General features: G+C 38.6%; 23 protein-coding genes. 15 read left to right on the forward strand and 8 right to left on the reverse strand.

Annotated features, from left to right (window positions below; genetic code table 11):
- Position 1 precedes the first annotated feature (1 nt).
- A complete protein-coding gene (locus ACLCEG_RS07420) occupies positions 2-271 on the forward strand; it encodes a helix-turn-helix transcriptional regulator (RefSeq protein ID WP_000123991.1) in 270 nt (89 codons plus the stop codon).
- Here the strand turns inward: ACLCEG_RS07420 and ACLCEG_RS07425 are convergent.
- On the reverse strand, positions 268-1254 hold the full coding sequence (locus ACLCEG_RS07425) for a site-specific integrase (RefSeq protein ID WP_410567289.1): 987 nt from the start codon (positions 1252-1254) through the stop codon (positions 268-270). The two genes, ACLCEG_RS07420 and ACLCEG_RS07425, sit on opposite strands and share 4 nt — an antisense overlap.
- Before the next feature lie 298 nt (positions 1255-1552).
- Between ACLCEG_RS07425 and ACLCEG_RS07430 the strand changes: the two genes are divergently transcribed.
- The 8 genes from ACLCEG_RS07430 (at position 1553) to ACLCEG_RS07465 (ending at position 8964) form a co-directional block, all read left to right on the forward strand.
- Entirely contained in the window at positions 1553-2488 is a 936-nt protein-coding gene (locus ACLCEG_RS07430) for an ABC transporter ATP-binding protein (protein WP_068933489.1), read from the forward strand.
- Positions 2485-3258, forward strand: a complete 774-nt coding sequence (locus ACLCEG_RS07435; protein WP_039250823.1) for an ABC transporter permease — start codon at positions 2485-2487, stop codon at positions 3256-3258. The genes ACLCEG_RS07430 and ACLCEG_RS07435 overlap by 4 nt, the downstream gene beginning before the upstream one ends.
- On the forward strand, positions 3255-4067 hold the full coding sequence (queF, locus tag ACLCEG_RS07440) for an NADPH-dependent 7-cyano-7-deazaguanine reductase QueF (RefSeq protein ID WP_410566912.1): 813 nt from the start codon (positions 3255-3257) through the stop codon (positions 4065-4067). The genes ACLCEG_RS07435 and queF overlap by 4 nt, the downstream gene beginning before the upstream one ends.
- A gap of 23 nt (positions 4068-4090) precedes the next feature.
- A complete protein-coding gene (locus ACLCEG_RS07445; protein ID WP_410566914.1) occupies positions 4091-4741 on the forward strand; it encodes a hypothetical protein in 651 nt (216 codons plus the stop codon).
- Positions 4742-4867: 126 nt separating this feature from the next.
- A complete protein-coding gene (rodA, locus tag ACLCEG_RS07450; protein WP_019457155.1) occupies positions 4868-6010 on the forward strand; it encodes a rod shape-determining protein RodA in 1143 nt (380 codons plus the stop codon).
- Between the two features lie 19 nt (positions 6011-6029).
- The gene (mltB, locus tag ACLCEG_RS07455; protein WP_019457156.1) at positions 6030-7031 is read left to right on the forward strand and encodes a lytic murein transglycosylase B; all 1002 of its coding nucleotides are present in this window, start codon (positions 6030-6032) and stop codon (positions 7029-7031) included.
- 289 nt (positions 7032-7320) lie between these two features.
- On the forward strand, positions 7321-7938 hold the full coding sequence (locus tag ACLCEG_RS07460; protein WP_002052473.1) for a septal ring lytic transglycosylase RlpA family protein: 618 nt from the start codon (positions 7321-7323) through the stop codon (positions 7936-7938).
- 573 nt (positions 7939-8511) lie between these two features.
- On the forward strand, positions 8512-8964 hold the full coding sequence (locus ACLCEG_RS07465; protein ID WP_198072323.1) for a DUF962 domain-containing protein: 453 nt from the start codon (positions 8512-8514) through the stop codon (positions 8962-8964).
- Between the two features lie 38 nt (positions 8965-9002).
- On the opposite strand, the gene ACLCEG_RS07470 is transcribed toward ACLCEG_RS07465, so the two are convergent.
- The 6 genes from ACLCEG_RS07470 to rpsB form a co-directional block, all read right to left on the reverse strand.
- Complete coding sequence (locus ACLCEG_RS07470) at positions 9003-9320, reverse strand: AzlD domain-containing protein (protein ID WP_348901441.1); 318 nt, start codon at positions 9318-9320, stop codon at positions 9003-9005.
- 1 nt (position 9321) lies between these two features.
- The gene (locus ACLCEG_RS07475) at positions 9322-10038 is read right to left on the reverse strand and encodes an AzlC family ABC transporter permease (protein WP_348901440.1); all 717 of its coding nucleotides are present in this window, start codon (positions 10036-10038) and stop codon (positions 9322-9324) included.
- Between the two features lie 94 nt (positions 10039-10132).
- On the reverse strand, positions 10133-10957 hold the full coding sequence (locus tag ACLCEG_RS07480) for an AraC family transcriptional regulator (RefSeq protein ID WP_039250811.1): 825 nt from the start codon (positions 10955-10957) through the stop codon (positions 10133-10135).
- Between the two features lie 96 nt (positions 10958-11053).
- Positions 11054-11536 carry a DUF3465 domain-containing protein gene (locus tag ACLCEG_RS07485; protein WP_216133976.1) on the reverse strand — a complete coding sequence of 161 codons (483 nt, stop codon included), beginning with the start codon at positions 11534-11536 and terminating at the stop codon, positions 11054-11056.
- 66 nt (positions 11537-11602) lie between these two features.
- Complete coding sequence (gene tsf, locus ACLCEG_RS07490; RefSeq protein WP_019457162.1) at positions 11603-12478, reverse strand: translation elongation factor Ts; 876 nt, start codon at positions 12476-12478, stop codon at positions 11603-11605.
- Between the two features lie 137 nt (positions 12479-12615).
- Positions 12616-13368, reverse strand: coding sequence for a 30S ribosomal protein S2 (gene rpsB, locus ACLCEG_RS07495; protein ID WP_001982118.1), 753 nt, complete (start codon positions 13366-13368; stop codon positions 12616-12618).
- A 210-nt stretch (positions 13369-13578) separates the two neighbouring features.
- Here rpsB and map point away from each other — a divergent pair, with 210 nt between their 5' ends.
- From map to ACLCEG_RS07515, 4 genes are all read left to right on the forward strand, one after another.
- Positions 13579-14403 (forward strand): type I methionyl aminopeptidase, encoded by an 825-nt coding sequence (gene map / locus ACLCEG_RS07500; protein ID WP_004700423.1) that lies wholly within the window; start codon positions 13579-13581, stop codon positions 14401-14403.
- 205 nt (positions 14404-14608) lie between these two features.
- A complete protein-coding gene (locus ACLCEG_RS07505; protein ID WP_039250808.1) occupies positions 14609-15733 on the forward strand; it encodes an OmpW/AlkL family protein in 1125 nt (374 codons plus the stop codon).
- Positions 15734-16143: 410 nt separating this feature from the next.
- Entirely contained in the window at positions 16144-17490 is a 1347-nt protein-coding gene (locus tag ACLCEG_RS07510) for an MFS transporter (protein WP_347913530.1), read from the forward strand.
- A 171-nt stretch (positions 17491-17661) separates the two neighbouring features.
- On the forward strand, positions 17662-18876 hold the full coding sequence (locus ACLCEG_RS07515; protein ID WP_410566919.1) for an MFS transporter: 1215 nt from the start codon (positions 17662-17664) through the stop codon (positions 18874-18876).
- Positions 18877-19119: 243 nt separating this feature from the next.
- Here the strand turns inward: ACLCEG_RS07515 and sthA are convergent, their stop codons facing one another.
- A complete protein-coding gene (sthA, locus tag ACLCEG_RS07520; RefSeq protein WP_004700414.1) occupies positions 19120-20532 on the reverse strand; it encodes a Si-specific NAD(P)(+) transhydrogenase in 1413 nt (470 codons plus the stop codon).
- 196 nt (positions 20533-20728) lie between these two features.
- Here sthA and lipA point away from each other — a divergent pair, with 196 nt between their 5' ends.
- A complete protein-coding gene (lipA, locus tag ACLCEG_RS07525) occupies positions 20729-21742 on the forward strand; it encodes a lipoyl synthase (RefSeq protein ID WP_004700412.1) in 1014 nt (337 codons plus the stop codon).
- A 279-nt stretch (positions 21743-22021) separates the two neighbouring features.
- A complete protein-coding gene (locus ACLCEG_RS07530; RefSeq protein WP_410566921.1) occupies positions 22022-24487 on the forward strand; it encodes an acyl-CoA dehydrogenase in 2466 nt (821 codons plus the stop codon).
- Positions 24488-24507: the final 20 nt, after the last annotated feature.

Raw genomic sequence — 24507 nt, forward strand, 5'->3', positions numbered from 1 at the left:
AATGACAGCAATTGCGAATATAGGTAGTAACTTTGTTGTAGCGTTACCACCTTCGGACATCTGGCTTAATGACTCCCAAGCTGCTGAGTTCTTGGGATATCGAGATGTACATTTTAAGGCGGCAGTTTGCTGCCTGCCAACCTTCCCTAAACCGCGCTATGTTATTAAGTGCGGTCAAGGAAGACGCTGGAACTTGGCAGAGCTATCAAACTGGTTGAATGAACAATCGGATGATGAGCCAAAGAAAGGAAGACCACGCAAACGAGGCTAATCAAGCCTCGTTGCAATTTCGCTTGCAGTAGCATTGTAATAGACCATCAAGCTTCTTAAGTCTTTATGCCCAATCATACGGGCCAAGTCTAAAACTTCTAATTTCCTTGCAAGGCGTGTACAAGCTTCATGGCGTGTGTCATGAAAGTGCAAGTCAGTGATTTGACATCTATCTCTCAATTTACGCCAAAGCGTATCAAAGCTTTGGGAATTACAAGTAAAGACCTGCTTTTTATCAAGACCTTTTAATAAAGTAAGCAACTCAACTGCACGCTTAGATAGTGGCACATTTCGTTTAGTACCATTCTTTGTTTCAGTTAAAACTAAATATCTATCTTTTAAATAAATACGATCCCAACTCAAGCCAACAATCTCACCAGCACGCATTGCAGTTTCGATTGCAAAAAGAAAGGCAATAATAATTTGCTGCGTAGAGTTTACCGGGACATTGTTATCCCAATTTGCTGCAAGACATAATCTATCAATTTCATCTTGGGCAATTCGTCTATCACGGTGCTTTGATGGTGGGGGTAAAGTCAAGTCGGCCATTGGAGACTCTTTAATCCACTTCCATTCTTTCCGGGCAACAGTAAATAAAGAAGCTAAAATATTTGCTTCACGTCTGACAGTAGCACCCTGCACCTCTTTTAACCGGGAGTCACGCCACTGGACTAAATCGTCAGTGGTAACTTTTGACAACTGTTTTTGACATAGCTTTTTATACTCACGCTTAAAGAAAGCCATTCGCTTGACTTCATTCTCATGAGTTTTCTTCTTTATACTTACTTCATTAAGATAGCGTTCAATTGCTTCTAAAAATGAATGGTCCGGAAGTTTTCCATGTGACTGTTCGCGTAATTGAGTCTCACGTTTTGAGGCCCAAGCCCTAGCCTGTGCTTTTGTATCAAAGGTTGCACTTTCGCGAATTCCGTTTACACTTATCTCGGCTCGCCATGTGTCGTTGCGTTGTCTAAATGAAGCCATAATTTTTGTGGCGTAATCTTGGCGTAATTGTGATAACCGAAATAATAGGAAAAAATAAGAAATAATAGAAGTACACATCATTAGCCAATTTGGCATTTGATTGTTTTGTATGAAATAATAAGAAAAGATAAAAAAACCTAAGAAGTTGTTATTTTTGATCAAGTGCCCGCCGGGCGCACCAATTTATATATAATAACTTCATAATTTTATCTCAATTTCAGAAAATTCCGACTATTTTACTTGGTTTATTAATCATTATCGCTCAAAATATACCCCTCTTTCATAATGTGAGAATTTCATGACTGATGCTTTGGTATTAAAAGATTTGTCCAAAACATATCGTAATGGTTTTCAGGCGTTAAAAGGTATTAACCTCACTGTGCCTGAAGGTGAATTTTATGCGTTGTTAGGCCCAAATGGTGCCGGCAAATCAACAACCATTGGTATTATCAGCTCTCTCACAAAAAAAACCGAAGGAACAGTTGAGATTTTTGGGCACAATCTCGACACTCACCCATCCTTGGCAAAACAACAGCTTGGCGTTGTCCCTCAAGAATTTAACTTTGGGCAGTTTGAAAAAGCATTCGATATTTTAGTCACTCAAGCTGGCTATTACGGCATTCACAAAAAGATTGCCGAAAAACGTGCAGAACATTATTTAGAAAAACTAGGCCTTTGGGAAAAGCGTAATATACAAGCACGCATGCTGTCTGGTGGTATGAAGCGTCGTCTAATGATTGCCCGTGCCATGATGCATGAGCCTAAACTTCTTATTTTAGACGAACCTACTGCCGGTGTAGATATTGAGTTACGTCGTTCTATGTGGGATTTTCTAACAGAAATGAATGAAAGTGGCACTTCTATTATTTTAACGACACACTATTTAGAAGAAGCGGAAATGCTCTGTCGTCAAATTGCCATCATTGACCGCGGTGTCATCAAAGAAGACACCAGTATGAAAAGTTTCTTAAACCAGTTGAGTGAAGAATCTTTTATTTTCGATTTAGCAGAACCGATTGCCCCACTTCAGTTAAATATTATTGGAGTGAAGTTCAACTTAATTGATAGCAGCACTTTAGAAGTGACCATGGATAAGGCTCATACATTAAATGACTTATTCCAACTTTTAGAGTCACAAGGCATTCGTGTTCGTAGTATGCGAAACAAATCAAATCGCCTCGAAGAGCTATTTGTGAAAATGGTTGAGAAAAATCTTGAAGGAGAGGCAAAATGAACTTTAACCAACTGCAAATTGCCCTCTGGACTTTAGTTCGTAAAGAAGTACGCCGATTTCTTCGCATTTGGCCCCAAACCTTATTGCCACCTGCGATTACCATGAGCTTGTATTTTGTCATTTTTGGTAATTTGGTTGGGTCACGTATTGGACAAATGGGCGGCGTAAGCTACATGCAGTTTATTGTGCCCGGCCTGATCATGATGGCTGTTATTACCAACAGTTATGCGAACGTTTCTTCTAGTTTCTTTAGTGTAAAATTCCAAAAAAGCATTGAAGAACTCATTATGAGCCCTGTGCCATTACATATTATTTTATGGGGCTATGTCATTGGTGGTATCTGTCGTGGTGTATTAGTGGGTGCCATTGTTACTGCAATGAGCATGTTCTTTACTGACCTTTTTATACATAACTGGTTCGTAACTATATATACAGTATTAATTACATCTGTTTTATTTTCCTTAGGCGGCTTCATTAATGCAGTCTATGCGAAATCATTTGATGATATTTCTATTATTCCAACATTTGTACTTACTCCACTCACCTACTTAGGTGGTGTGTTTTATGCCATTAGTGCACTTGGTCCTTTTTGGCAAAAACTTTCTTTAATTAATCCTATTGTGTATATGGTTAATGCTTTCCGTTTCGGCATTTTAGGTCACAGTGACGTGAACGTTACGTTCTCTTTAACCATTGTGACATTATGTTGTGTTGTACTTTACGGAGTTGCTTACTATTTACTTGCTCGTGGTTCAGGAATGCGTGAATGAGTGTCGAACAGTCTTTATTGGGTAAAGAAACCCAATATCCAACTAGCTATCAACCCGATGTGTTATTTCCAATCGCACGTGCTCAATCTCGTGAAAATTATTCACATATTGAAGGTATTACCCAAGGTAAAGATTGGTGGCATGTTTTTGAAATATCTTGGTTAAACTCGCACGGTATTCCGCAGGTTGCTATTGGCCGAATTACCCTGCCAGCGTCTTCACCAAATTTGATTGAATCAAAGTCATTAAAACTTTATTTCAATAGTCTTAACTTTACTCAGTTTGACTCTAAAGCGTTATTCATTGAAACAGTTGAAAAAGATTTATCAGCTGCAGCAGGTGCAAAAGTTGAGCTAACGTTATTTCAAGTAGATGATCTCGATATTTCCAAGCCACAAGGCATTTGTATTGATGATCTAACACCTGAACGTTTAGAACAACATCCCGATGCATCGCTTTTAAAACTAGATGAGTCTGACGAAGAAGTCGAAATTGAGGTGTATTCTCATCTTTTGAGAAGTAACTGCCCAGTCACGGGACAACCAGATTGGGGGACAGTTTTTATCCGTTTTAAGGGCAAAAAACCTTGTTATCGTAGTGTTTTAGCTTATATTATCTCGTACCGTCAGCATAACGGTTTCCACGAACAGTGTGTTGAGCAAATCTTTGCAGATGTTTGGCAAAATTTGCAGCCTGAAAAGCTGATGGTTTATGCAACTTATACTCGCCGCGGTGGACTTGATATCAATCCTTGCCGAGTATCGGATCTATCATGGATGCCAAAACCGATTCGATTGGCACGACAATAAAACGAATAATTTGAGGATACACCATGCCGTTTTTTGGTTTTACCCCTTCTGAAGGCTTATTGAACGATATGCAGACTGGAATTGCGAATAAAAATTCTAGTGAACCGCTATATCCACTTCGAGACAAAATTGCTTTACAACTCAATGAAGAAATTATTGATAATGTACTGATTCAGTTGGTACAACATTTCCCAGCGAGTGAAAAAAGAGATACTGCCGAAAAACTTGCTGGTTATGTCAAATCTACAGTTGCCGTACTTTTAAAGCAATTACTCAGTAAAGCACCAAATGATGTTGTTAAACAGTCAGTTGAGTTTTCAGAGAAAAGCTTATTTAAAGATCCACAAGGTCAATATAAAGTTGGCGTAGCTTTAGATGCTAGCTTAGTGACTAATTTGAAGCATAATTTTGCTGAGCTTCAAGTAGGTAATGACATTAATAAAGCAGCATTAGCAGAACTCTATAAACAGTTTGGCGATGCTATGGTTAGACACTTTATGTCTGATTTTAACAAGACATTAGATTTAGGCATGATTAAGCGTAAAGCAGCCGATATTGGCGCTGCTGCTGTGACTAAAGCGGTTCATATCGCGATCGATAAACTCATTCCAAGTTTAAATCGCACTGAATTGAAAGCGATGGCTGAATATCATGATGGTCTATTCTTTAACTAATAAAAAGTAGACTATCGGAAACCTGGCAAACGCCAGGTTTTTTTATTGCAAAATATTGATATACATTGCCATAAATCACGTTTATGTTAGCATGCGCCAAGCACTGATTGACCTAGTTAAAGCCGCATGTCTCCTAGTCCACAATATAAATTTTTACGCCAAGCTCCTCGAGATGGTCTTAGTACTGCCATGCAACCATCACGCTGGCAGCAACTTCATATTGACCCTTGGTTATGCCTATTTTTATTCCTAAATGCTCTGTTAGGTTTAACGGTACTATATAGTGCATCTGCACAAGATGTCGGCTTAGTCAGTAAACAGGCTATGAGCTTTGGTATTGGCTTTTTAGTCATGATTGGTCTGGCTCAAATTCCTCCCAAGGTTTATCAAGCTTTTTCACCCTACTTTTATTTATTTGCACTATTTTCCTTAATTGGAGTTATGGTCTTTGGTGAAGTTCGTATGGGAGCTAAACGCTGGATTGATATTCCCGGTTTTGGAAGTGTGCAACCCAGTGAGTTCATGAAAATTGGCATGCCAATGATGATTTCTTGGTTTTTAGCACGCAAACCACTTCCCCCTAGCTTCTCCCAAGTTGTTTTATCATTAATGTTAATTGGTGTTCCTTTTTTACTCATTGCGGAACAACCTGACTTAGGAACATCTCTACTCGTATTAGCCAGTGGTATTTTCGTACTATTTTTAAGTGGTCTATCTTGGCGTATGATCGGCGCAGCAGCAGCCTGTGCCGCTATTGTTATTCCAATTGCATGGGAATTCCTTTTACACGACTATCAACGTCAACGTGTTCTAACGCTACTTGACCCAGAAGCAGATGCATTAGGAACAGGCTGGAACATTATTCAATCTAAAACAGCTATTGGTTCTGGCGGCTTCTCAGGTAAAGGTTTTCTTGAAGGGACACAGTCACATTTACACTTTTTACCAGAAGGTCATACTGACTTTATTATTGCAGCTTATTCCGAAGAATTTGGTCTGATTGGCGTACTTATATTAGTTATTCTTTATTCAGCTATTATTTTTAGAACATTCCAAATTGGTTTACAAAGCTTTCATAATTATGGCCGTTTGGTTGCTGGCGCCTTTGGTTTGTCTTTTTTTGTTTATGTATTTGTAAACGCAGGAATGGTCAGTGGTATTTTACCTGTAGTGGGTGTTCCTTTGCCTTTTATGAGTTATGGCGGTACCGCTATTATTACTTTAATGGCCACTTTTGGTTTAGTCATGTCTATTCATACACATCGATAATTTGGAATTTTAAAAAGATATGTTGTCTCAATTTGTTAATAAAACTTTAAAAGTACTCGCCTTGTGTACTGGCCTAGTGAGCACAAGTCATTTTGCTCAGGCCAATGATTTTGTAAATGATCCTAATTATTTAAATTTTAAACAAAAAGCCATGAATACTTATGGTTTAAGCAGTGTACAAGTAGATGCCGCGATGAGCGGTGCAAAAAATTTACCAAACATTATAAATATTATGACTCGCCCAGGTGAAAGTAAGCCTTGGTACGACTATCGCTCTATGTTTTTGGTTGAAGGTACTATTCAGCGTGGTGTCCGCTTTAAAAACCAATATGCAGATGCACTTAACCGAGCTGAACAGCAATTTGGTGTCTCTCAAGCTGTCATTTTAGGTATTTTAGGTGTTGAAACAGGATATGGAGCCAATAAAGGTTCTTTCATCACTCGTGACGCGCTTGCGACATTAGCATTTGGTTACCCGCGCCGTGCTGATTATTTCAGTGATGAGTTAGCTGCTCTGATTGCATGGACCTATAAAGAAGGCTATCCAACCAATAGTATTGTTGGCTCTTATGCTGGAGCAATTGGCTACCCACAGTTTATGCCAAGCAATATCAGTAAGTATGGAGTCGATTTTGACGGTAATGGGCACATTGATCTTCGTAACTCTGCGGAAGATGCTATTGGGTCAATCGCAAACTACTTAGCAAAACAAGGATGGCAACGCGATCAACCGATTGGCTTCATGGCTCGTTATGTCGGCTCAAATCCAGAAAATATCATTGCCAAAGACCTAACTCAGCCTTCTCCATATGGCGTACTCAAAACTCAAGGGATTTCACCATTAAATCCTTTAGTTAAAATTGATGATCTAGATATGGTAAATGTTATTCAATTACAAGATTATAACGGTCCAATTTACTATTTAACTTATCCAAATTTTCAAGTGATTACTACTTATAATAAAAGCCGAATGTATGCGACTGCTGTATGGTTGTTAGGCACAGAAGTAGCTAGCCGATAGGCTAGCTTTTTGATGAGCTTATGTAAAAGTCAATAAATATTTTTGTTAAATCGATCACAATACACACATTTTAAATACCTTGTTACATATTTGGTTATTTTTTAATCTAAAACTGTAAGTTTTTGCCCTTTTTGTAACTATTTCTCGTTAAAGACTAGACACTCTCCGTAAGCGATGAATATTATCCACCCCAATCAAGCAATTGCAAAAGTGAATAATTAGGCATGTTCACTTCAATTTTTAGCGTTTTGCTAAAAGAAAAAGAGCATGTTCTCAGGAGTTTATATAAATGCAGTTATCGCTGAAATACATTCTTGCACTGACGGCTAGTTTAAGTATGGCCCCACTGCACGCTGAAATGATGCAGTCATCATCATTAAACAGTGATGTAGATGGTCCAAATGCAAATTTAGCAGCACGTGTATTGAGTAAAGATACTCAAAGCTTTAATTCTCGTTTTTCCAACATTAACAGTCTTTCAATCACTGAACGTTCTGGCGATCAAATTCGTCGTCAAGCTATCGCAGCTAAAATTGAAATCCCTGAAGATGAGCCTTCAGTGATTGAAAAACTTAACACAGTAGCTTCAAATACTGTTCGTAAGTTTAGCCAAACTGGTATGGCATCTTGGTATGGTCGTCAATTTCATGGCCGTAAAACTGCAAGTGGTGAAACATTCGACATGAATGCACTTACTGCTGCTCATCGCAGTCTGCCATTGAACTGTTATATCCGTGTGACAAACAAAGATAATGGCAAAAGTGTGGTAGTAAAAGTAAACGACCGTGGTCCATTCCATGCAAATCGTGTACTTGATTTATCATACGGTGCAGCAAAACGCCTTGGTATTACCAATGCAGGCACTGCTAAAGTAAGTATTGAACGTGTAGACGGTCCTACTTCATAAGCGATTACTCCTAGAGTTCATGAAAAAAGCCACAATTTAATTTGTGGCTTTTTAATTTTTGGAGTTCATCATAAGAAATTATGTTCAAAAATTTTATGTTTCTACTCATTTTACAATTACAAAATTGATTAATTTTTAACCCAAAAACACATCTTTTTAATACCTCTCATTTTTTTCTTCTATTTTTCGATTAGAGCCATTTAAAAAAAATTACGCTACCCTAGTACCACTTTAGTCTAAAAAGGGCTATTTATCGCGTTTTAAGAGCAGTTGAGTTGAGTATTTTTCTGTTATTTTCCGGCTTTTCATAAAAAAGTGCTTTTTTGGGTCATTTCCTGACTTCAAAATCCAAAAATAAATAGCCAGATTTTTCTAAAATAGAATTCGCTATTTTTAAGTTCGGCTTTTAACTTTTCCAACCCGCTTTTTCCAGATGATGAATCCTTAAATTTTAAGATCACATAAATGAACGATAAGGAAGATTTGCAACTTTTCTTGTCTACTCACATAACGACAGGCTAAAATATAGGCATAAAAAGAATGATTCAAAATTAGACATGGAGAAAAAGGTCTATGAAATCTATTGGTGAATGGTTTGATGAATACAGTGAAAGCCATCAAAATCCAACGAACAAGAAAATCCACTGGGTATGCGTCCCAGCTATTTTATTTTCTATTATCGGAATCATTGCCCACTTTAGCGTCTTACTCACTGCTTTACTCATTGTACTGACTCTAATTTTCTATGCTCGACTCGATCTTGTACTTGCAGTAGCAATGGCTGCACTTCTCGTTGTGATGGCTTGGCTTATTTATGTCTTACCTGTAGGGGTAGGATTTTATATTGCTCTTTTTGTCATTGCTTGGATTGGACAATTTTACGGACATAAAGTTGAAGGTAAAAAACCTTCTTTCTTTAAAGATTTACAATTTCTATTGATTGGTCCAGTTTGGTGTATGGATGCCTATCTTGCAAAAATATTACCTAAGTGGAAAAGTCGGCAGAACAAACTGATTACTCAATAATTTATTAAAAAGCTGAATCTTTTAGATTCAGCTTAAATTTACTGATTTATTAGAAAATTTATAAAATAGAAAAATGCTAAGCTGAGTAGCACACTGGGCAAAACTTTTTTTAAATAGAAAGCTATTACAATACAAAATATTGTCGCGTATAAGTAAGGATTATCAAAAATACCTCTTAGTTCATTTCCCTCAAAAAAGATTACTGGTATACAAATAGCAGTTAATAAGCAAGGCGCTGAATAATTCAGCATTTTATTCATCAATACGGGTAATTTTACTTTTACATTCGGTTCTAAAAAATAATAACGATTAAAAAACACAATAGTAGCCAATCCTAAAATCATAAGCCATGACATATTATTTTTCTCCTGTTCTATTTTCTGCAAAAACCGCAATAAGCATTCCCAATAAGCCAGAAATTAGAATACCTCCTTCCAAGTTTAAAAATTTGAAAAAAGAGCCAGTAATGCAAGTTGTTAAAACTCCAGCTATGACAGGCTTTTCCTTACACATAGGAATAATCATGGCCACAAAAATAGCAATAATCGAAAAATCTAAATGGTAGGACAATAAATCTGGAATCGTCGTAGCCAATAAAATTCCAGCTAAACTAAAAATCACCCAGAATAAATAAAAACATATACCCGCCCCTAACAAATAATGAGGATGCCTTTTTTCGTTCGGAGCACTTAAAGCAAACAATTCATCTGTTAGCAAAAAACCTAAACTTAATCGCTTTGGCAAAGACAAAATAGAAATGTTATTTCTTAAAGTTAATGCATAAATAAAATGCTGTGCAGTAAGAAAGAAAATCGTGATATAGATTGTTAATAATGATGCACCTTCCATCACCATACTCAAACTGACCAATTGTGCAGCACCAGCAAACACAATTCCTGACATTGCTAATGCTTTATAAAATGATAAACCTGCATGAATTGCCATTGAACCAGCCAAAATAGCCCACGGAATAACCGAAATAGACAATGGCAATATATCTACCGCCCCTCGTAAAAAAAGATACGGAGGTTGGCCTTTAGAAAATCTTACAGATTGATTTAAGTGAGTATTCATCTCTAGACATCTATAACATTAAATATTTATAGATTTTCTTCTATGCAGGTTAGCTTCTCTTGAACAAAATTGCGTTTAGAAATGAAAATAAATTTTAGAGATTAAGGCTTGCTACATACTGGGTAGGTGTCACACCCATCGCCTTTTTAAAGTGACGGTTAAAATGACTTTGATCAGAAAATCCACATTGCTGTGCAACCATCACAATTTGATCACCTTGCTTTAATAACTGTCTCGCTTTTTGCAAACGTGCCTGTACCAACCACGCATGAGGTGGTAAACCCACATATTTTTTAAATTGTCTTAAAAAATGCCAAGCGCTTAATCCAACCATATCAGCCAATTCCTGCAAAGAAAAATTCTTTTCAGGCATATCTGCCAACAAATCTTTAACTTTTAAGATTTTCGAATAAGCTTCTGGTAGCTCACAAAAGGTATGCCGTGATTTACCATGACGCATCATTAAACAAGCCAATGTCGACAGATACATGGTTTCTTTCAGCAAAAAATTATCTTTTTGTTCTAATAAATCAAATAACAAGCAAAGTTGTTGAGACAAACCTAAGTCCTGAATAACTGCTTGAGGAAACCAAGGTGCGCCATGACCATTCTCAAAAAAATCCTGGCTCACTTCAGCAAGCATTTCTGGTGTAGGATAAATTGCTCGATAACGCCAACCCGATTCGACAGCAGATGAACCTGTGTGAATTTCATCTGCATTCACCAAAATAATGTCGCCTTTAGGGGCTACATGTAGCTGTCCCGTCCTAAAAAAAGACTGTGCACCCTCTTCAATCACACCAATACAATACCCTTCGTGGGTATGCTTTGAAAATTGCGTTTGGTGGTAATGTGCTTTTAATAGTTCTAAACCGCCCAACTCTCGCAAATGCAAGTAGTCAGCCTGTTCGCGGTACATATATACATCTCATCTACTTATCTAGAAAAAACATAGCATGTTTTAAAAAGATGCATAGAACAAAATTGCTGTTAGATAGAAATGTATATCCGTTTTCTATTGGTAAATACGCCCATTATGTTTTAGCCAACCATTTTCATGTCGATTTTGTGGATCATGATGCGTCCAATGCAATACACCACCTTTTTCGTTATATTCATATTCACCATTAAATTCGACAATATCTCCTTTGTGTAAATCTTCAATTTTTGGTGCTAAATCAATATTATGTGCGACCAAAATTGAAAGACCATTTTTTAATACAAGAATAAATTTCTGATGTCTTGTCCCATTATTATCTTCTCTTAAAATTGCTTTTACTCGACCACTTCCCTGCACTTGAACATTACTTTGTTTACGATCATAAGCAGTTTTTATGGTATCCGCGCCATCATTTGAAAGCGCCGTTTCAGTATGCTGAGTGATAGGAGTGGGTGATGATGTTTGATTCTTCTTATGCCCAGATGAATCTAGACCGAAATATGCAGCAATCAATAAGACAATAATGCCGCCAATACTTAGATTTTTTTTATTTGTCATCTTTATATTCCGATTTCAATAGGGATAAAAAAAGCCCCATAGGGGCTTTTTTTATTGTGATACGAATTACTTCGCAGCAGCTTGAGCAGCAGCAACTTCTTCAGCGAAGCTCATTTCTGCTTTTTTCTCGATACCTTCACCAACTTCGAAACGTACGAAGTTAGCAACAGTTGTACCAGTCGCTTTTAATACGTCAGCAACTTTTTTGTCGTTGTCGATAACGTACATTTGACGGTCAAGAGCAACTTCGTTTAAGTATTTCTCAACAGAACCAGTTACCATTTTCTCAACGATGTTTGCTGGCTTACCAGATTCTAACGCTTTCGCTTCAGCAATTTCTTTCTCTTTAGCGATAAGGTCAGCTGGAACAGCTTCAGCGCTTACTGCTACTGGGTTGAATGCAGCAACGTGCATTGCAATACCTTTACCAGTGTCAGCATCACCTGTGTAAGAAACTACAACACCGATTTTTAAACCGTGTTTGTAGATAGCCAAGTTTTCGCCTTCAACGATTTTCGCGCGACGAACTTGGATGTTTTCACCGATTTTTTGAACAAGCGCAATACGAGCTTCTTCAACTGATTGGCCATCAGCCAATTTTAATTCAGCGATTTTAGCAGCATCAGTTTCGCCAGCAGCTAAAGCAGCAGCAGCAACTGCGTGTGCAAAGTTAGAGAAGTTTTCGTCTTTAGCAACGAAGTCAGTTTGACAGTTTACTTCAACTAAGATCGCTTTCTTACCGTCTTGAACGATAGTGATTGCACCGTCAGCAGCAATGTTGCCAGCTTTTTTAGCAGCTTTAGCTTGACCAGATTTACGAAGGTTATCAATAGCAAGTTCGATGTCACCGTTCGCTTCTGTTAATGCTTTTTTGCATTCCATCATTGCAAGACCAGTACGGTCACGTAATTCTTTTACCATGCTTGCAGTAATTGCAGTCATGTTGATCTCCTAAAATCGGTAGAAAATAAATCTTTTCAACAAAAACGGCCCAAAGAAACTCTGGGCCGTTTGCACTCTCGACGCTTAATTTGCCACCATTACATGTCGCAAAAATGACAAGCCTGCGTCAAAACGCATTAAGCCTCAGAAGCGTCTTTCGCAGCGTCATCGCCTTTTGCTTGAGCGTTCGCTTGAGATTGAGCGTATTCTTTACCAGCAAGAATTGCGTCAGCCATAGCTGAAGCATATAAAGTTACTGCACGGATCGCATCGTCATTACCAGGAATAACGTAATCAACGTTGTCTGGGTTAGAGTTTGTATCAACGATACCGATAACAGGAATACCTAAGTTCTTAGCTTCTTTAATTGCAATCGCTTCGTGATCAACGTCGATTACAAATAATGCGTCAGGTAAACCACCCATGTTTTTAACGCCGCCTAAAGAACGCTCAAGTTTTTCCATCTCACGAGTACGTTCTAAAGCTTCACGTTTAGTAAGCTTAGCAAAAGTACCGTCTTGAGATTGAGTTTGAAGATCTTTTAAACGGTTGATAGATTGGCGAAGTGTTTTCCAGTTCGTCAACATACCACCTAACCAACGGTGGTCTACATATGGTTGACCAGCACGTTGAGCTTGTTCACGGATGATGTTAGAAGCAGCACGTTTTGTACCAACGAACAAAACTTTATTCTTTTTGCTTGCTAATTGGTTAGCGAAGTTCAAAGCATCATTTAACGCAGGAACAGTGTGCTCAAGGTTGATGATGTGAATTTTGTTGCGCGCGCCAAAAATGTATTGACGCATTTTTGGGTTCCAGAAACGAGTTTGGTGACCAAAGTGCGCACCTGCTTGAAGAAGGTCGCGCATGCTTACGTTGTAATCTGCCATTTTCTTTACCTTAAAAGTTGGGTTAGGCCTCCATATATCCGCATTCTCCACCTTTTTACGGGCACCCAGAGTAATGTGACGATATATGTGCGGATTTTTTACTCCACCTATCAAAAATCTTCGTAAAAGATATTCACGAAAAGCATTTGATAAAATGGGCGGCTATTTATACCATAGACGCTTGTAAATTACCAAAAGTTTTTAGAGATCATGAACAGTACTTATACAGCTCCACGTCGATTAATCAAAACTCCAGATGAAATTGAAAAAATGCGCATTGCAGGACGACTGGCGGCTGAAGTTCTAGAGATGATCAAGCCGTATATTAAGGCCGGTGTAAGCACCCTCGAACTTGATACCATTTGCCGTAATCATATTGAAAATGTACAACATGCCATTCCAGCTTGTGTGGGTTATGGTGGTGCTCCAGGACGCCCTGCTTTTCAACATTCTATTTGTACTTCGGTTAACCATGTCGTGTGTCATGGTATTCCTTCTGAAAATAAAATCTTAAAAAACGGCGATATCCTTAACATTGATGTGACCGTAATTAAAGATGGTTATCACGGCGACACCAACATGATGTATGTCGTAGGAGGTGAAACTTCTATTTTGGCAAACCGTTTATGTAAAGTTGCTCAAGAAGCAATGTACCGTGGAATGGCAACAGTTAAAGACGGTTCATACCTAGGTGACATTGGCCATGCTATCCAGAAATATGTTGAGTCAGAACGTTTTAGCGTAGTACGTGAATATTGTGGTCATGGGATTGGTACCGTTTTCCATGACGAACCTCAAGTGTTGCATTATGGCCAAGCTGGCACTGGTATGCGCTTAGAAGCAGGTATGACCTTTACGATTGAACCAATGGTCAATGCTGGTGTTTGGCAAACCAAATTACTTGGTGACAAATGGACTGTTGTAACGAAAGACCATAAACTTTCTGCTCAATATGAACACACTATTTTAGTGACTCAAACAGGTATCGAAGTATTGACAGCTCGTCCTGAAGAAGACCTTTCTCGCTTCAACTAATAATTTAATAAACATTAACAAAAGGCTACTTTGAGTAGCCTTTTGTTTTTTATTTTGTATTTTTTATTAATAATTCTTTCCAAATATAAACAAATATTTCAAAACAATTACAATTATTAATTTTTATTAAACAATCAATTTAATAAAACGCGCTAAGGTGGGCTCAATAAAAATCAGTAAACAAATGTCGGACATGGAGTCCTTTATGATGAAAAAGTCATTATTTTGTATGACAGCTGCCTTTTTTGCTCTGCCAACAGTCACTTTCGCCGCTTCTCCATATTTTAGCTTAAAAGATGGTGATGGTTTTAAACGCTTTTCAGTCTCTGCCGGCTGGTTACATGCAATGCCACAAGGAAGCGCAAATCCAGTCAACATTAATACCAGTGTCGCTGAAGGAACCAGCTCTAAAGTAGGCGATGTAACTGTAGATTCTGTTCTTAATGCAATAGATCAATCAACCGCTAATGGTAAAAATAAATATGATACTTTAAAAGGGTTTACAAGTAGTTCCCTGATAAGTCCGTTTATTACCCATAAAGGTGATGATGGAAAAACGTACTTAAATTCCAATATTGCAGGTAATGCCACAATTAATGGACTATCTAACTGGCAAGCTCAAGGTACGGGCTTAGAAGCTCAAAGTGTTGATACTCTGGGTATCATGGCAAATTATAATTTTACAGATAATTTATCTCTGGAAATTAAAGCTGGTGTTCCACCTAAAGTTGATATTAAAGGGAAAGGTAATATTTATGCTCCCTTATCTGGCGTAGATAAACCGAGTGGTATTGGTACTATTCTTGGTGATATACCTTTAAAACAAGATATTCATATCACTGATCTTACTCAAGGCGGTAAAGCTGCCACAGCACGAGCTTGGTTACCAGCAGTTGAACTGCATTACCAATTTGGTAAATCGGGTGTAAATAAATTTCGTCCATACATTGGTGCAGGTGTGATGTATGCCTATTTCAATGATTTAAAAATGAATTCAGGGATTGAATCAGATTTAATCAAAGCAGGCCATATGATTCAAAATATTCATGATGGTCAAGCGGGTGCAGCATTAGACGGTAAAACGTCTTCAGCTAACCCTATTGTTAAACTTGAAGCGACCGATACTTTCGCACCGATTGTTACGGTTGGAGCGACCTATGACTTCAATCCGAACTGGTTCGCCGTCGGCTCAGTTTCTTATTCAAAAATGAATAATGAAGCAAAAATTTATGTCACAGATCAAAATACAGGTAAAGAGCTTATTAAAGCGAATACCAAAATTGATATCGACCCACTTATTACCTATGTAGGTGTAGGCTACCGTTTCTAATTTTTTAAAATACTCAAGCTATAAAAGCCTTGCTGAAGCTTTTATAGCTTTTTTATTGGTAAGTTCAATCCTGCTTCTTTTTAAACCAATATGCTAAAAAAATGAGCATTTCTTATTAAATTATTAGGAGAACCTCATGTCCATCTCTGTGGTTTGCTTTTTTCTTAATCTTATTTTGTTAATTAATTTTATTAAATTCCAACTAACTGAATAAAATTAAAAACTAACATTTTCCTTTTAGTAAAAATTATTTTTTGGCACAGCCTTTGCTTTATCTACAACATGATGAATCAATGGCGATTCAATGGATAAACCAAGACGGCCAAAGACGTCCGCTCTGATCGGTATGCAAATAGACAATTTATTTTGTCGCGCAAATTAAAAATTCGTTCAGTTCAGAGGGACGGCGTATGTCTTCAAAGATCAATCTAGATGCAAAAAAAGCAACTGAGATTAAATTATTCAGCTTCTCAACTCCAGCAATGCGTGCCTTTCACATGTCTTGGCTCGCTTTTTTTGTCTGCTTCTTCGCATGGTTTGCCTGTGCTCCTTTAATGCCTGTTATTAAAGGTGAGTTCGGTTTAACTAAAGACCAGATTGCCAATATTAATATTGCCGCCGTTGCAATTACGATTTTAGTGCGACTCGCTGTCGGTCCCCTTTGCGATAAATATGGTCCACGAATTACCTATACAGCCCTACTCTTACTTGGCAGTATTCCGGTATTTGGTGTTGCTGCTGCCAACAGTTATGAATCATTTCTATTCTTCCGCTTACTCATTGGTGCAATTGGCGCAAGCTTCGTTATTACGCAATATCATACAAGTATTATGTTTGCACCTAATGTTGTAGGTACAGCAAACGCAGCGGCGGCTGGTTGGGGTAATGCTGGCGGCGGTGCAACTCAAGCCTTAATGCCTTTATTACTTGGTGCAATTGTCATGTTCGGTGTTGAGCAAACTATGGGCTGGCGTATTGCTCTTATCGTACCGGGTGTGATGATGGTGATTGTGGGAGTCCTTTACTGGAAGTTAACTCAAGATTGTCCTCAAGGTGATTTTAAAGAAGTTCGTGCACAAGGCATTGATGTTGGCAGCGGCAAAAAAGGCGGTATGGCAATTTTAATGCAGGCTGCGCGTAACTACCGCGTCTGGATTTTATTTCTGGCTTATGGTGCATGCTTTGGTATCGAAATTTTTATTCATAACGTAGCAGCCATGTACTATGTTGATCAATTCAAAATGGATTTAAAAACTGCGGGTTTAACGGCAGGAATATTTGGTCTTCTTGCATTATTTGCGCGTGCACTAGGGGGCATTATTTCCGATAAAGTCGCACTTACTAAAGGACTAGATGGACGCACGAAAGTACTTGTACTCATGATTTTAGGCGAAGGTTTATTCTTAGTCCTTTTCTCTCAAATGAATGGTGTCGCTCTCGCTATTCTTTCAATGACTATTTTTGCACTATTTACACACATGGCCTGCGGCGCAACATATGCTCTTGTACCATTTATTGACCGTAATGCATTAGGCGGTGTAGCAGGAATTATTGGTGCGGGTGGTAATGCAGGTGCAGTTGCAGCTGGCTTTTTATTAAAAGGTGTACTTGATATTCAAACGTGCTTATTTATTTTAGGTGGACTGGTTATGGTTGCGGGTTGTAGCGTGATTTTGATTCGCTTCACAACCGAACACAAAGAAAAAGAACAAGTTCTTTTTGAACAAGCGCTACTTGAGCGTAATTCTGCAACTTAATTTTTTCATAACCAGCAGAAATCAAAATGATTTCTGCTGGTTTGCTTTTGTTATAAAGAGACTAGCGTTGTTACCTTTTAATTTTTCTTAAATATTCCCACCATCTATATCGATATCTTTCGATACATCTTCTACAATAACTCATCACTTTCCTATAATTTTCCAATCACAATGACTAAAACAGGCAATCAGTTCTCACAGCCACTTATATACATGTTAATTGGTAGCGCTCTTATCTTGGCTCTTTCATTAGGTGTTCGTCATGGTTTTGGACTTTATTTAGTTCCAATGAGTCATGATTTTGGTTGGGGGCAACATGTTTTTAGTCTTGCAATCGCGATGCAAAATTTAATATGGGGAGCTGTGCAGCCTTTTACCGGTGCGATCGCAGATAAATATGGCAGTAAAATTGTGGTTGCTGTTGGCGGATTACTTTATGCCCTTGGCTTACTCTTAATGGCTTTTAGTTCAAGTGTACTCATTTTAAATTTAAGCTTAGGTCTTATTATTGGTTTAGCTTTATCTGCAACCTCTTTTACGGTTTTACTCAGTGCCGTAGGGCGAGCCGCTCCTCCAGAAAAAAGAAGTATGGCAATGGGTATTGCCAGTGCGGCAGGCTCTTTCGGTCAGTTTATTATGCTGCCATCTACACTCCTCTTGCTTAAAACAGTAGGATGGTCCGCAGCTTTAATGGTGAGTGCGCTGTTAATCGCTCTTATCATTCCTCTAGCATGGATGTTAAAAGGGCCAAGCAACCAAGCCCCAAAAGCAATCGCTCAACCTCAACTCACATTTAAACAAGTACTTAACATTGCCAGAAAACACAAACCTTTTTGGTGGTTAGCTTTAGGTTTTTTAGTATGCGGGTTCCAAGTTGTATTTTTAGGGGTACATTTGCCAGGCTATTTAATCGACCACGGCTTTGATGCGGCGACAGGTACAGTGTTTCTAGCTTTAATCGGCTTATTTAATATTGTGGGAACTTATGGGGCGGGTTGGCTGGGAGATCGTTTCTCAAAACCTAAATTATTAATGGCGCTTTATGGTAGCCGTGGCATCGCAATCATTGCCTTTCTAGTATTACCTTTAAGCACTTATACAGTATATGCTTTTGGCGTCGTTATGGGTCTTCTATGGCTCTCTACTGTTCCACTCACCAATGGCATTGTCGCAAATATGTTTGGCGTTAAATACCTTTCAATGCTGAGCGGTATTGTGTTTTTCACCCATCAAGTTGGTTCTTTCTTTGGCGGTTGGCTTGGCGGTGTTAACCATGACTTAACAGGTAATTACAATGCGATTTGGCTATGTTCAATAGCTTTGAGTATATTAGGGGTAATTGTACATTTCTTTGTAAATGAGGAGGCTGTTATTCATGACGCATAATGCCTTACTTTTGAAAACAATTATGAGTTTCTTCATTGTAGCTTTTCTGGTTCTTTCCATCATTTTATGGAAACAGACGCCTGATTTATTTGAATATTTTAATCAAGCATTTTGTGCACACTAGAAAGATGAAGCGCTGAAATCACTCTGTACATTGTCATAAAAATATAAAAATCGTATGGTCTAATGAAAATAAAAAAGCCCGCAAGTTTTCGGGCTTTTTTATTGAAAAATTATTTAAAATCAAAACAAGCGATTCATACCATTAAGTGCAGCTACACGGTAAGCTTCAGCCATGGTTGGATAGTTAAACGTTGTTTCGACAAAATATTTCAAGGTATTGTTTGGGCTGTGCATAACTGCTTGCCCAATGTGGATAATTTCGGCAGCGTTATTACCAAAACAGTGAATACCTAAAATTTCTAAAGTGTCACGATGGAAAAGAATCTTCAATTCACCCACTGTATCACCCGTAATTTGTGCACGAGCCAAATGACGGAAAGAAGCTTGACCTACTTCATACGGAATTTTCTCTTCCGTTAATTCCTGTTCATTTTTACCAATAGATGAAATTTCCGGAATGGTGTAAATACCTGTTGGGATATCACGTACTGGCTTCGCATCTTCACCACTCATGTTTGCGCCAGCACAGCGCCCTTGGTCATAAGCAGCAGAAGCAAGTGATGGCCAACCGATTACGTCACCAGCAGCATAGATATTTTCAACTTCAGTTTGGTATTGATCATTTACAGAAAGCTGACCACGGTTGTTTGGCACTAACCCAACATTCTCAAGACCTAAGCCTTCTGTATTACCTGAACGGCCATTACACCAAAGGATCGCATCGGCTTTGATTTTTTTACCACTTTGTAAGTGTAATACAACGTGGTCATCAAATGTTTCAAGATGATCCATTTGTTCGTTGTGACGAATTAACACACCTTGTTCACGTAAGTGATAAGACAAAGCATCAGCAATTTCATCATCTAAATAGCTTAAGAGTTTTTGCTGAGTATTAATCAAGTCAACTTTATGATCTAAACCAATAAAGATCGAAGCATATTCACAGCCAATAACGCCTGCACCGTAAATAATGATTTTTTGAATTGAGTAATCAAGATCAAGAATTTTATCTGAATCAAATACACGAGGATGGTCAAAGTCGAGACCTTGTGGATGATAAGGACGACTACCTGTCGCAATCACGATTTGCTTACAGATGATTGTTTCTTTAATGCCTTCATGGCTAAAAACTAAAACTGTATTTTTATCTTGAATATATGCACGGCCATGAAATACGCCGATTTTGTTGCGGTCATAAAAACGTGTATGTGTATCAACCTGTTGTTGAATCACTTTGTGAGCATTACGCAACACCTGTTTCATGGTGAACTGTTTCCATTCACCTACTTTTTGAAACATCGGGTCACGTTGATAGCGAATAATACTAGAAACTGTTTGACGTAATGCTTTACTTGGAATAGTCCCTACGTGAGCACAGTTACCACCCAGTTGATCACGCACATCTACTATTGCAACACGCTTACCCGCTTTTGCAAGCTTCATTGCCGCGCCTTCACCTGCAGGTCCAGAACCGAGAACTACCGCATCGTACTTAACGAAATTCCCACTAACGACCTCTTTTTTACGTGGCATTGAAAGCTCCTTCCTCTCTTGAATGACCATATTTTATAATAGATTATGACTAATATGCGGTGAATTTATGTATTTCTCAACCCTATATTTCTGAATAACCACATTTATTATATGAATAGTTATTTTCCGCTATTAACCAAAGAACTCGGCTATAATACAATGTCAATGTCTCTATAAACGAGTGGAAAAGTTAAATATGTCAGAACACCGTAAACCTGAACAGGGTGTAAAACTTCGTGGCGCAGAAAAAGTCGCAAGAATTCCTGTAAAAGTTGTACCTACGGTTGAAGTGCCGCGTAAACCTGACTGGATTCGTGTCAAGATGACGGCACCAGAAGAAGTTCAGCGTATTAAAACCACTTTACGTGCTCAAAAACTCCATACCGTTTGTGAAGAAGCAGCTTGTCCTAACCTACCAGAATGTTTTGGTGGTGGTACAGCAACATTCATGATTATGGGTGATATTTGTACACGTCGTTGCCCGTTCTGTGATGTCGCACATGGTCGACCAAATGCACTAGACCCTGATGAACCTCGTCACATGGCAGAGACTATTGCCAATCTTAAACTCAAATATGCAGTAATTACTTCGGTTGACCGTGATGACTTACTTGACGGCGGTGCACAACATTTTGTGGACTGTATTAAGGAAGCTCGTGCGCTTAGTCCAAGCACATTACTTGAAATTTTAGTTCCAGACTTCCGTGGACGTATGGATATTGCTTTACGCATTATGACTGAATGTCCGCCAGATGTTTTCAACCATAATATTGAGACTGTACCTCGTCTCTATAAAGCGATGCGTCCAGGTTCAGATTACCAACATTCTTTAAACTTATTGAAAATGTTTAAAGAATACTGCCCTGACATCCCAACCAAATGTGGTTTGATGGTAGGTATTGGTGAAACTGAAGAAGAAGTCATTGCATTACTTGATGACTTACGTGCTCACGATGTCGACTATGTGACTATTGGTCAATACTTACAACCTTCAAAACAACACGCACCAATTGACCGCTTTGTAACACCAGAAGAGTTTGAGCGTTATGCAGAGCATGGCCGTAAACTTGGTTTTAGAAATATCTGGTCTGCGCCAATGGTTCGTTCGAGTTACTTTGCTGACCGTCAATATCACGGTGAGCCAGTACCAGAAGTTCGTCGTAAAGTAGATCCAGCTAAAAAAATCGCTGTTCAAGTCGTCGAAGCTTAAAAATTAAATTTCTATAAAAAGCCCTCTAATACAGAGGGCTTTTTATTTGTATAAGAAAATCAATAACATTTCTTGACAAATAGATAAAACAAGCTATTACACTTTCACTCAAAAATATTTTATACCTAAAAGTACGATATATCCCTGCTCTAGCATATAGATCAATTGCGACATAAAAAATCAAATTTAAACAGCATTAAAAATAAGCTAGTTAAGCCTTAAATCTCTCCTCGCCTTTTGTAACGTCTAACTTGAGGGCTTATCTAGCAAGGAGCAAGTATGATTTTCCTACTCTTTGTTTTAAGTATTGTCATTCAGCTTATTGCAATATGGGCAATTTTCTTTTTTAACCTAAACAGAGTCGTTGGTAGTGTTATTACGATTGCTGTAGCCGTCCTTACTGCACTCATTTTAACGCCATGGTCACTGCTTTTAGGGATTCCTCTTATTGCTCTTAGCATTATTATTTTGTTTAAGCCTTTACGGTTTAGCTTAATTACAAAACCTGCATATAAAACTCTGGCAAACTCAATGCCGAGCATCAGTACCACTGAACAAGAGGCTTTAGAAGCAGGAACAAGTTGGTGGGAAAAAGAATTATTTATGGGTGCTCCAGATTGGTCGCAATTTGAGAAGTATCCTTACCCTACACTTTCATCAGAAGAACAAAGTTTTATTGATAATGAAGTTGAAGTGCTATGCAGCATGCTTAATGAATGGGAAATTCACCATCAATTAAAAGACCTTCCTCCTGAAGTTTGGCAGTTCATTAAAGATAAAGGTTTCTTAGGCCTGATTATTCCCAAGTCCTTTGGTGGTAAAGAATTTAGCTCATTTGCTCAAAGCCGTATTATGAGCAAAATTGCGTCACGCTCATTAACTGCAGCAGTAAGTTGTATGGTTCCGAACTCTTTAGGACCTGGTGAATTACTTATGCACTACGGTACCGATGCGCAAAAGCAGCAATATTTACCTGGCCTTGCTAAAGGCGAAGAGATTCCATGCTTTGGTTTAACCAGTCCTGAAGCTGGTTCAGATGCCGGCGCTATCCCAGATTCAGGCGTTGTTTGCTACGGCGAATATGAAGGCGCTCAAGTCCTTGGCCTGCGCATGAATTTCTCTAAACGCTGGATTACGCTTGCTCCAATTGCCACAGTAGTTGGCTTAGCATTTAAGCTTTATGATCCTGAAGGTCTACTCGGCGATAAAAATAAAACCGAATACGGTATTACCTGTGCACTTATTCCTGCAAGCCATGCTGGTGTAAAAATAGGAGCGCGCCATTATCCCGGCTCTCCATTTATGAATGGAACAGTTGAGGGTGAAGATGTTTTCATTCCTATCGACTGGATTATTGGTGGACAAGAAAATGCGGGTAAAGGCTGGCGCATGCTGATGGAATGCTTAGGTGTTGGGCGTGGTATTTCACTTCCAGCGTTAGCTACAGCCGCAGGTGAAATGAGTTATCTCACTGTGGGTGCTTTTGCGAGAATTCGTCAACAGTTCAATATTTCTGTTGGTAAATTTGAAGGTGTGCAAGAAGCAAGCAGTGAAATTGCCAGTGATGCCTATATGCTTGAAGCATTTCGTTATTTAGTCACATGTGGTTTAAATCAAGGCGGAACTCCTGCCGTGATGACTGCCATGGCAAAATACTATGCAACAGAAACCATGCGTAAAGTCATTAATCACGGCATGGATATTGCTGGTGGACGTGGTATTCAGCTTGGGCCTCGTAACTTCCTTGCCCTTACCTATCAAGCCATCCCGATTGCAATTACTGTCGAAGGTGCAAACATTTTAACCCGTTCACTCATGATTTTTGGTCAGGGTTCAATGCGCTGTCACCCTTATCTTTTTGAAGAGCTGCAATTACTTCAGTCTGAAGACAAAGCCAATGCAGTTCAAAAATTCGATGACCTGTTATTTAAACACTTAGCGTATACCTTTAATCGCGGTGCAAAATCATTTGCTTATGGTTGGACTGGTGGTTCAAGTGATGCACCGCAATCATCAGATCAGTTCACTTCAAGTTACTATAAAACCATTAACCGTTTCAGTGCCAACTTCGCCCTTGTTTCTGATATGTCGCTTGGCTTACTTGCAGGAGATTTAAAACGCAAAGAAATGCTATCGGGACGTTTAGCTGATATACATGCAAACTTATTTATTTCTACTGCGATTTTAAAATTTTATGAGGCTGGGCAAAAAACTGAAGCTGAACAATTGCACGCAAAACTAGCACTACAAAAAGCGTTCTTAAATATTCAGGAAGCATTTTGGGGGCTATTTGACAACTTCCCAGCCAAGCTTCCAGCAGCATTTGTAAAATGGGTATGTTTCCCGCTAGGTCGTGTGATTTCAAAACCAGATGATGAATTAAAACAGCAAGTTGCGGAACTCATGATGGAAGAACATCCGTTTAGAGAGCAACTCAAACGCCATGTGTACTATTCAACTGAACCTAACGATGTTACTGGCCGTCTAGAGCACACGTTCCAGATTTTAAGAACCCTTGAACCGCTTTGGGATAAGTTTAAGAAAGCTGAATCCAAAGGCAAGTTTACTGGTCTTACTTTTGAAGAGAATATTGCACAAGCGATAAAAGAAGGCTTTATTTCTGAAAACGAAGCTCAACAACTATTGCAATACAATGCAATTCGATTTGACAGCATGCTTACCGATGTTTTTGATGAAAAACTCGATAAGGATCTACCTTTGTCAAACCCTCATCAAATAGTGTGACTGATGCCTCCACCAATTCA

It is taken from the genome of Acinetobacter sp. H1(2024) (assembly GCF_046557555.1).
GTDB classification, from domain to species: domain Bacteria; phylum Pseudomonadota; class Gammaproteobacteria; order Pseudomonadales; family Moraxellaceae; genus Acinetobacter; species Acinetobacter seifertii.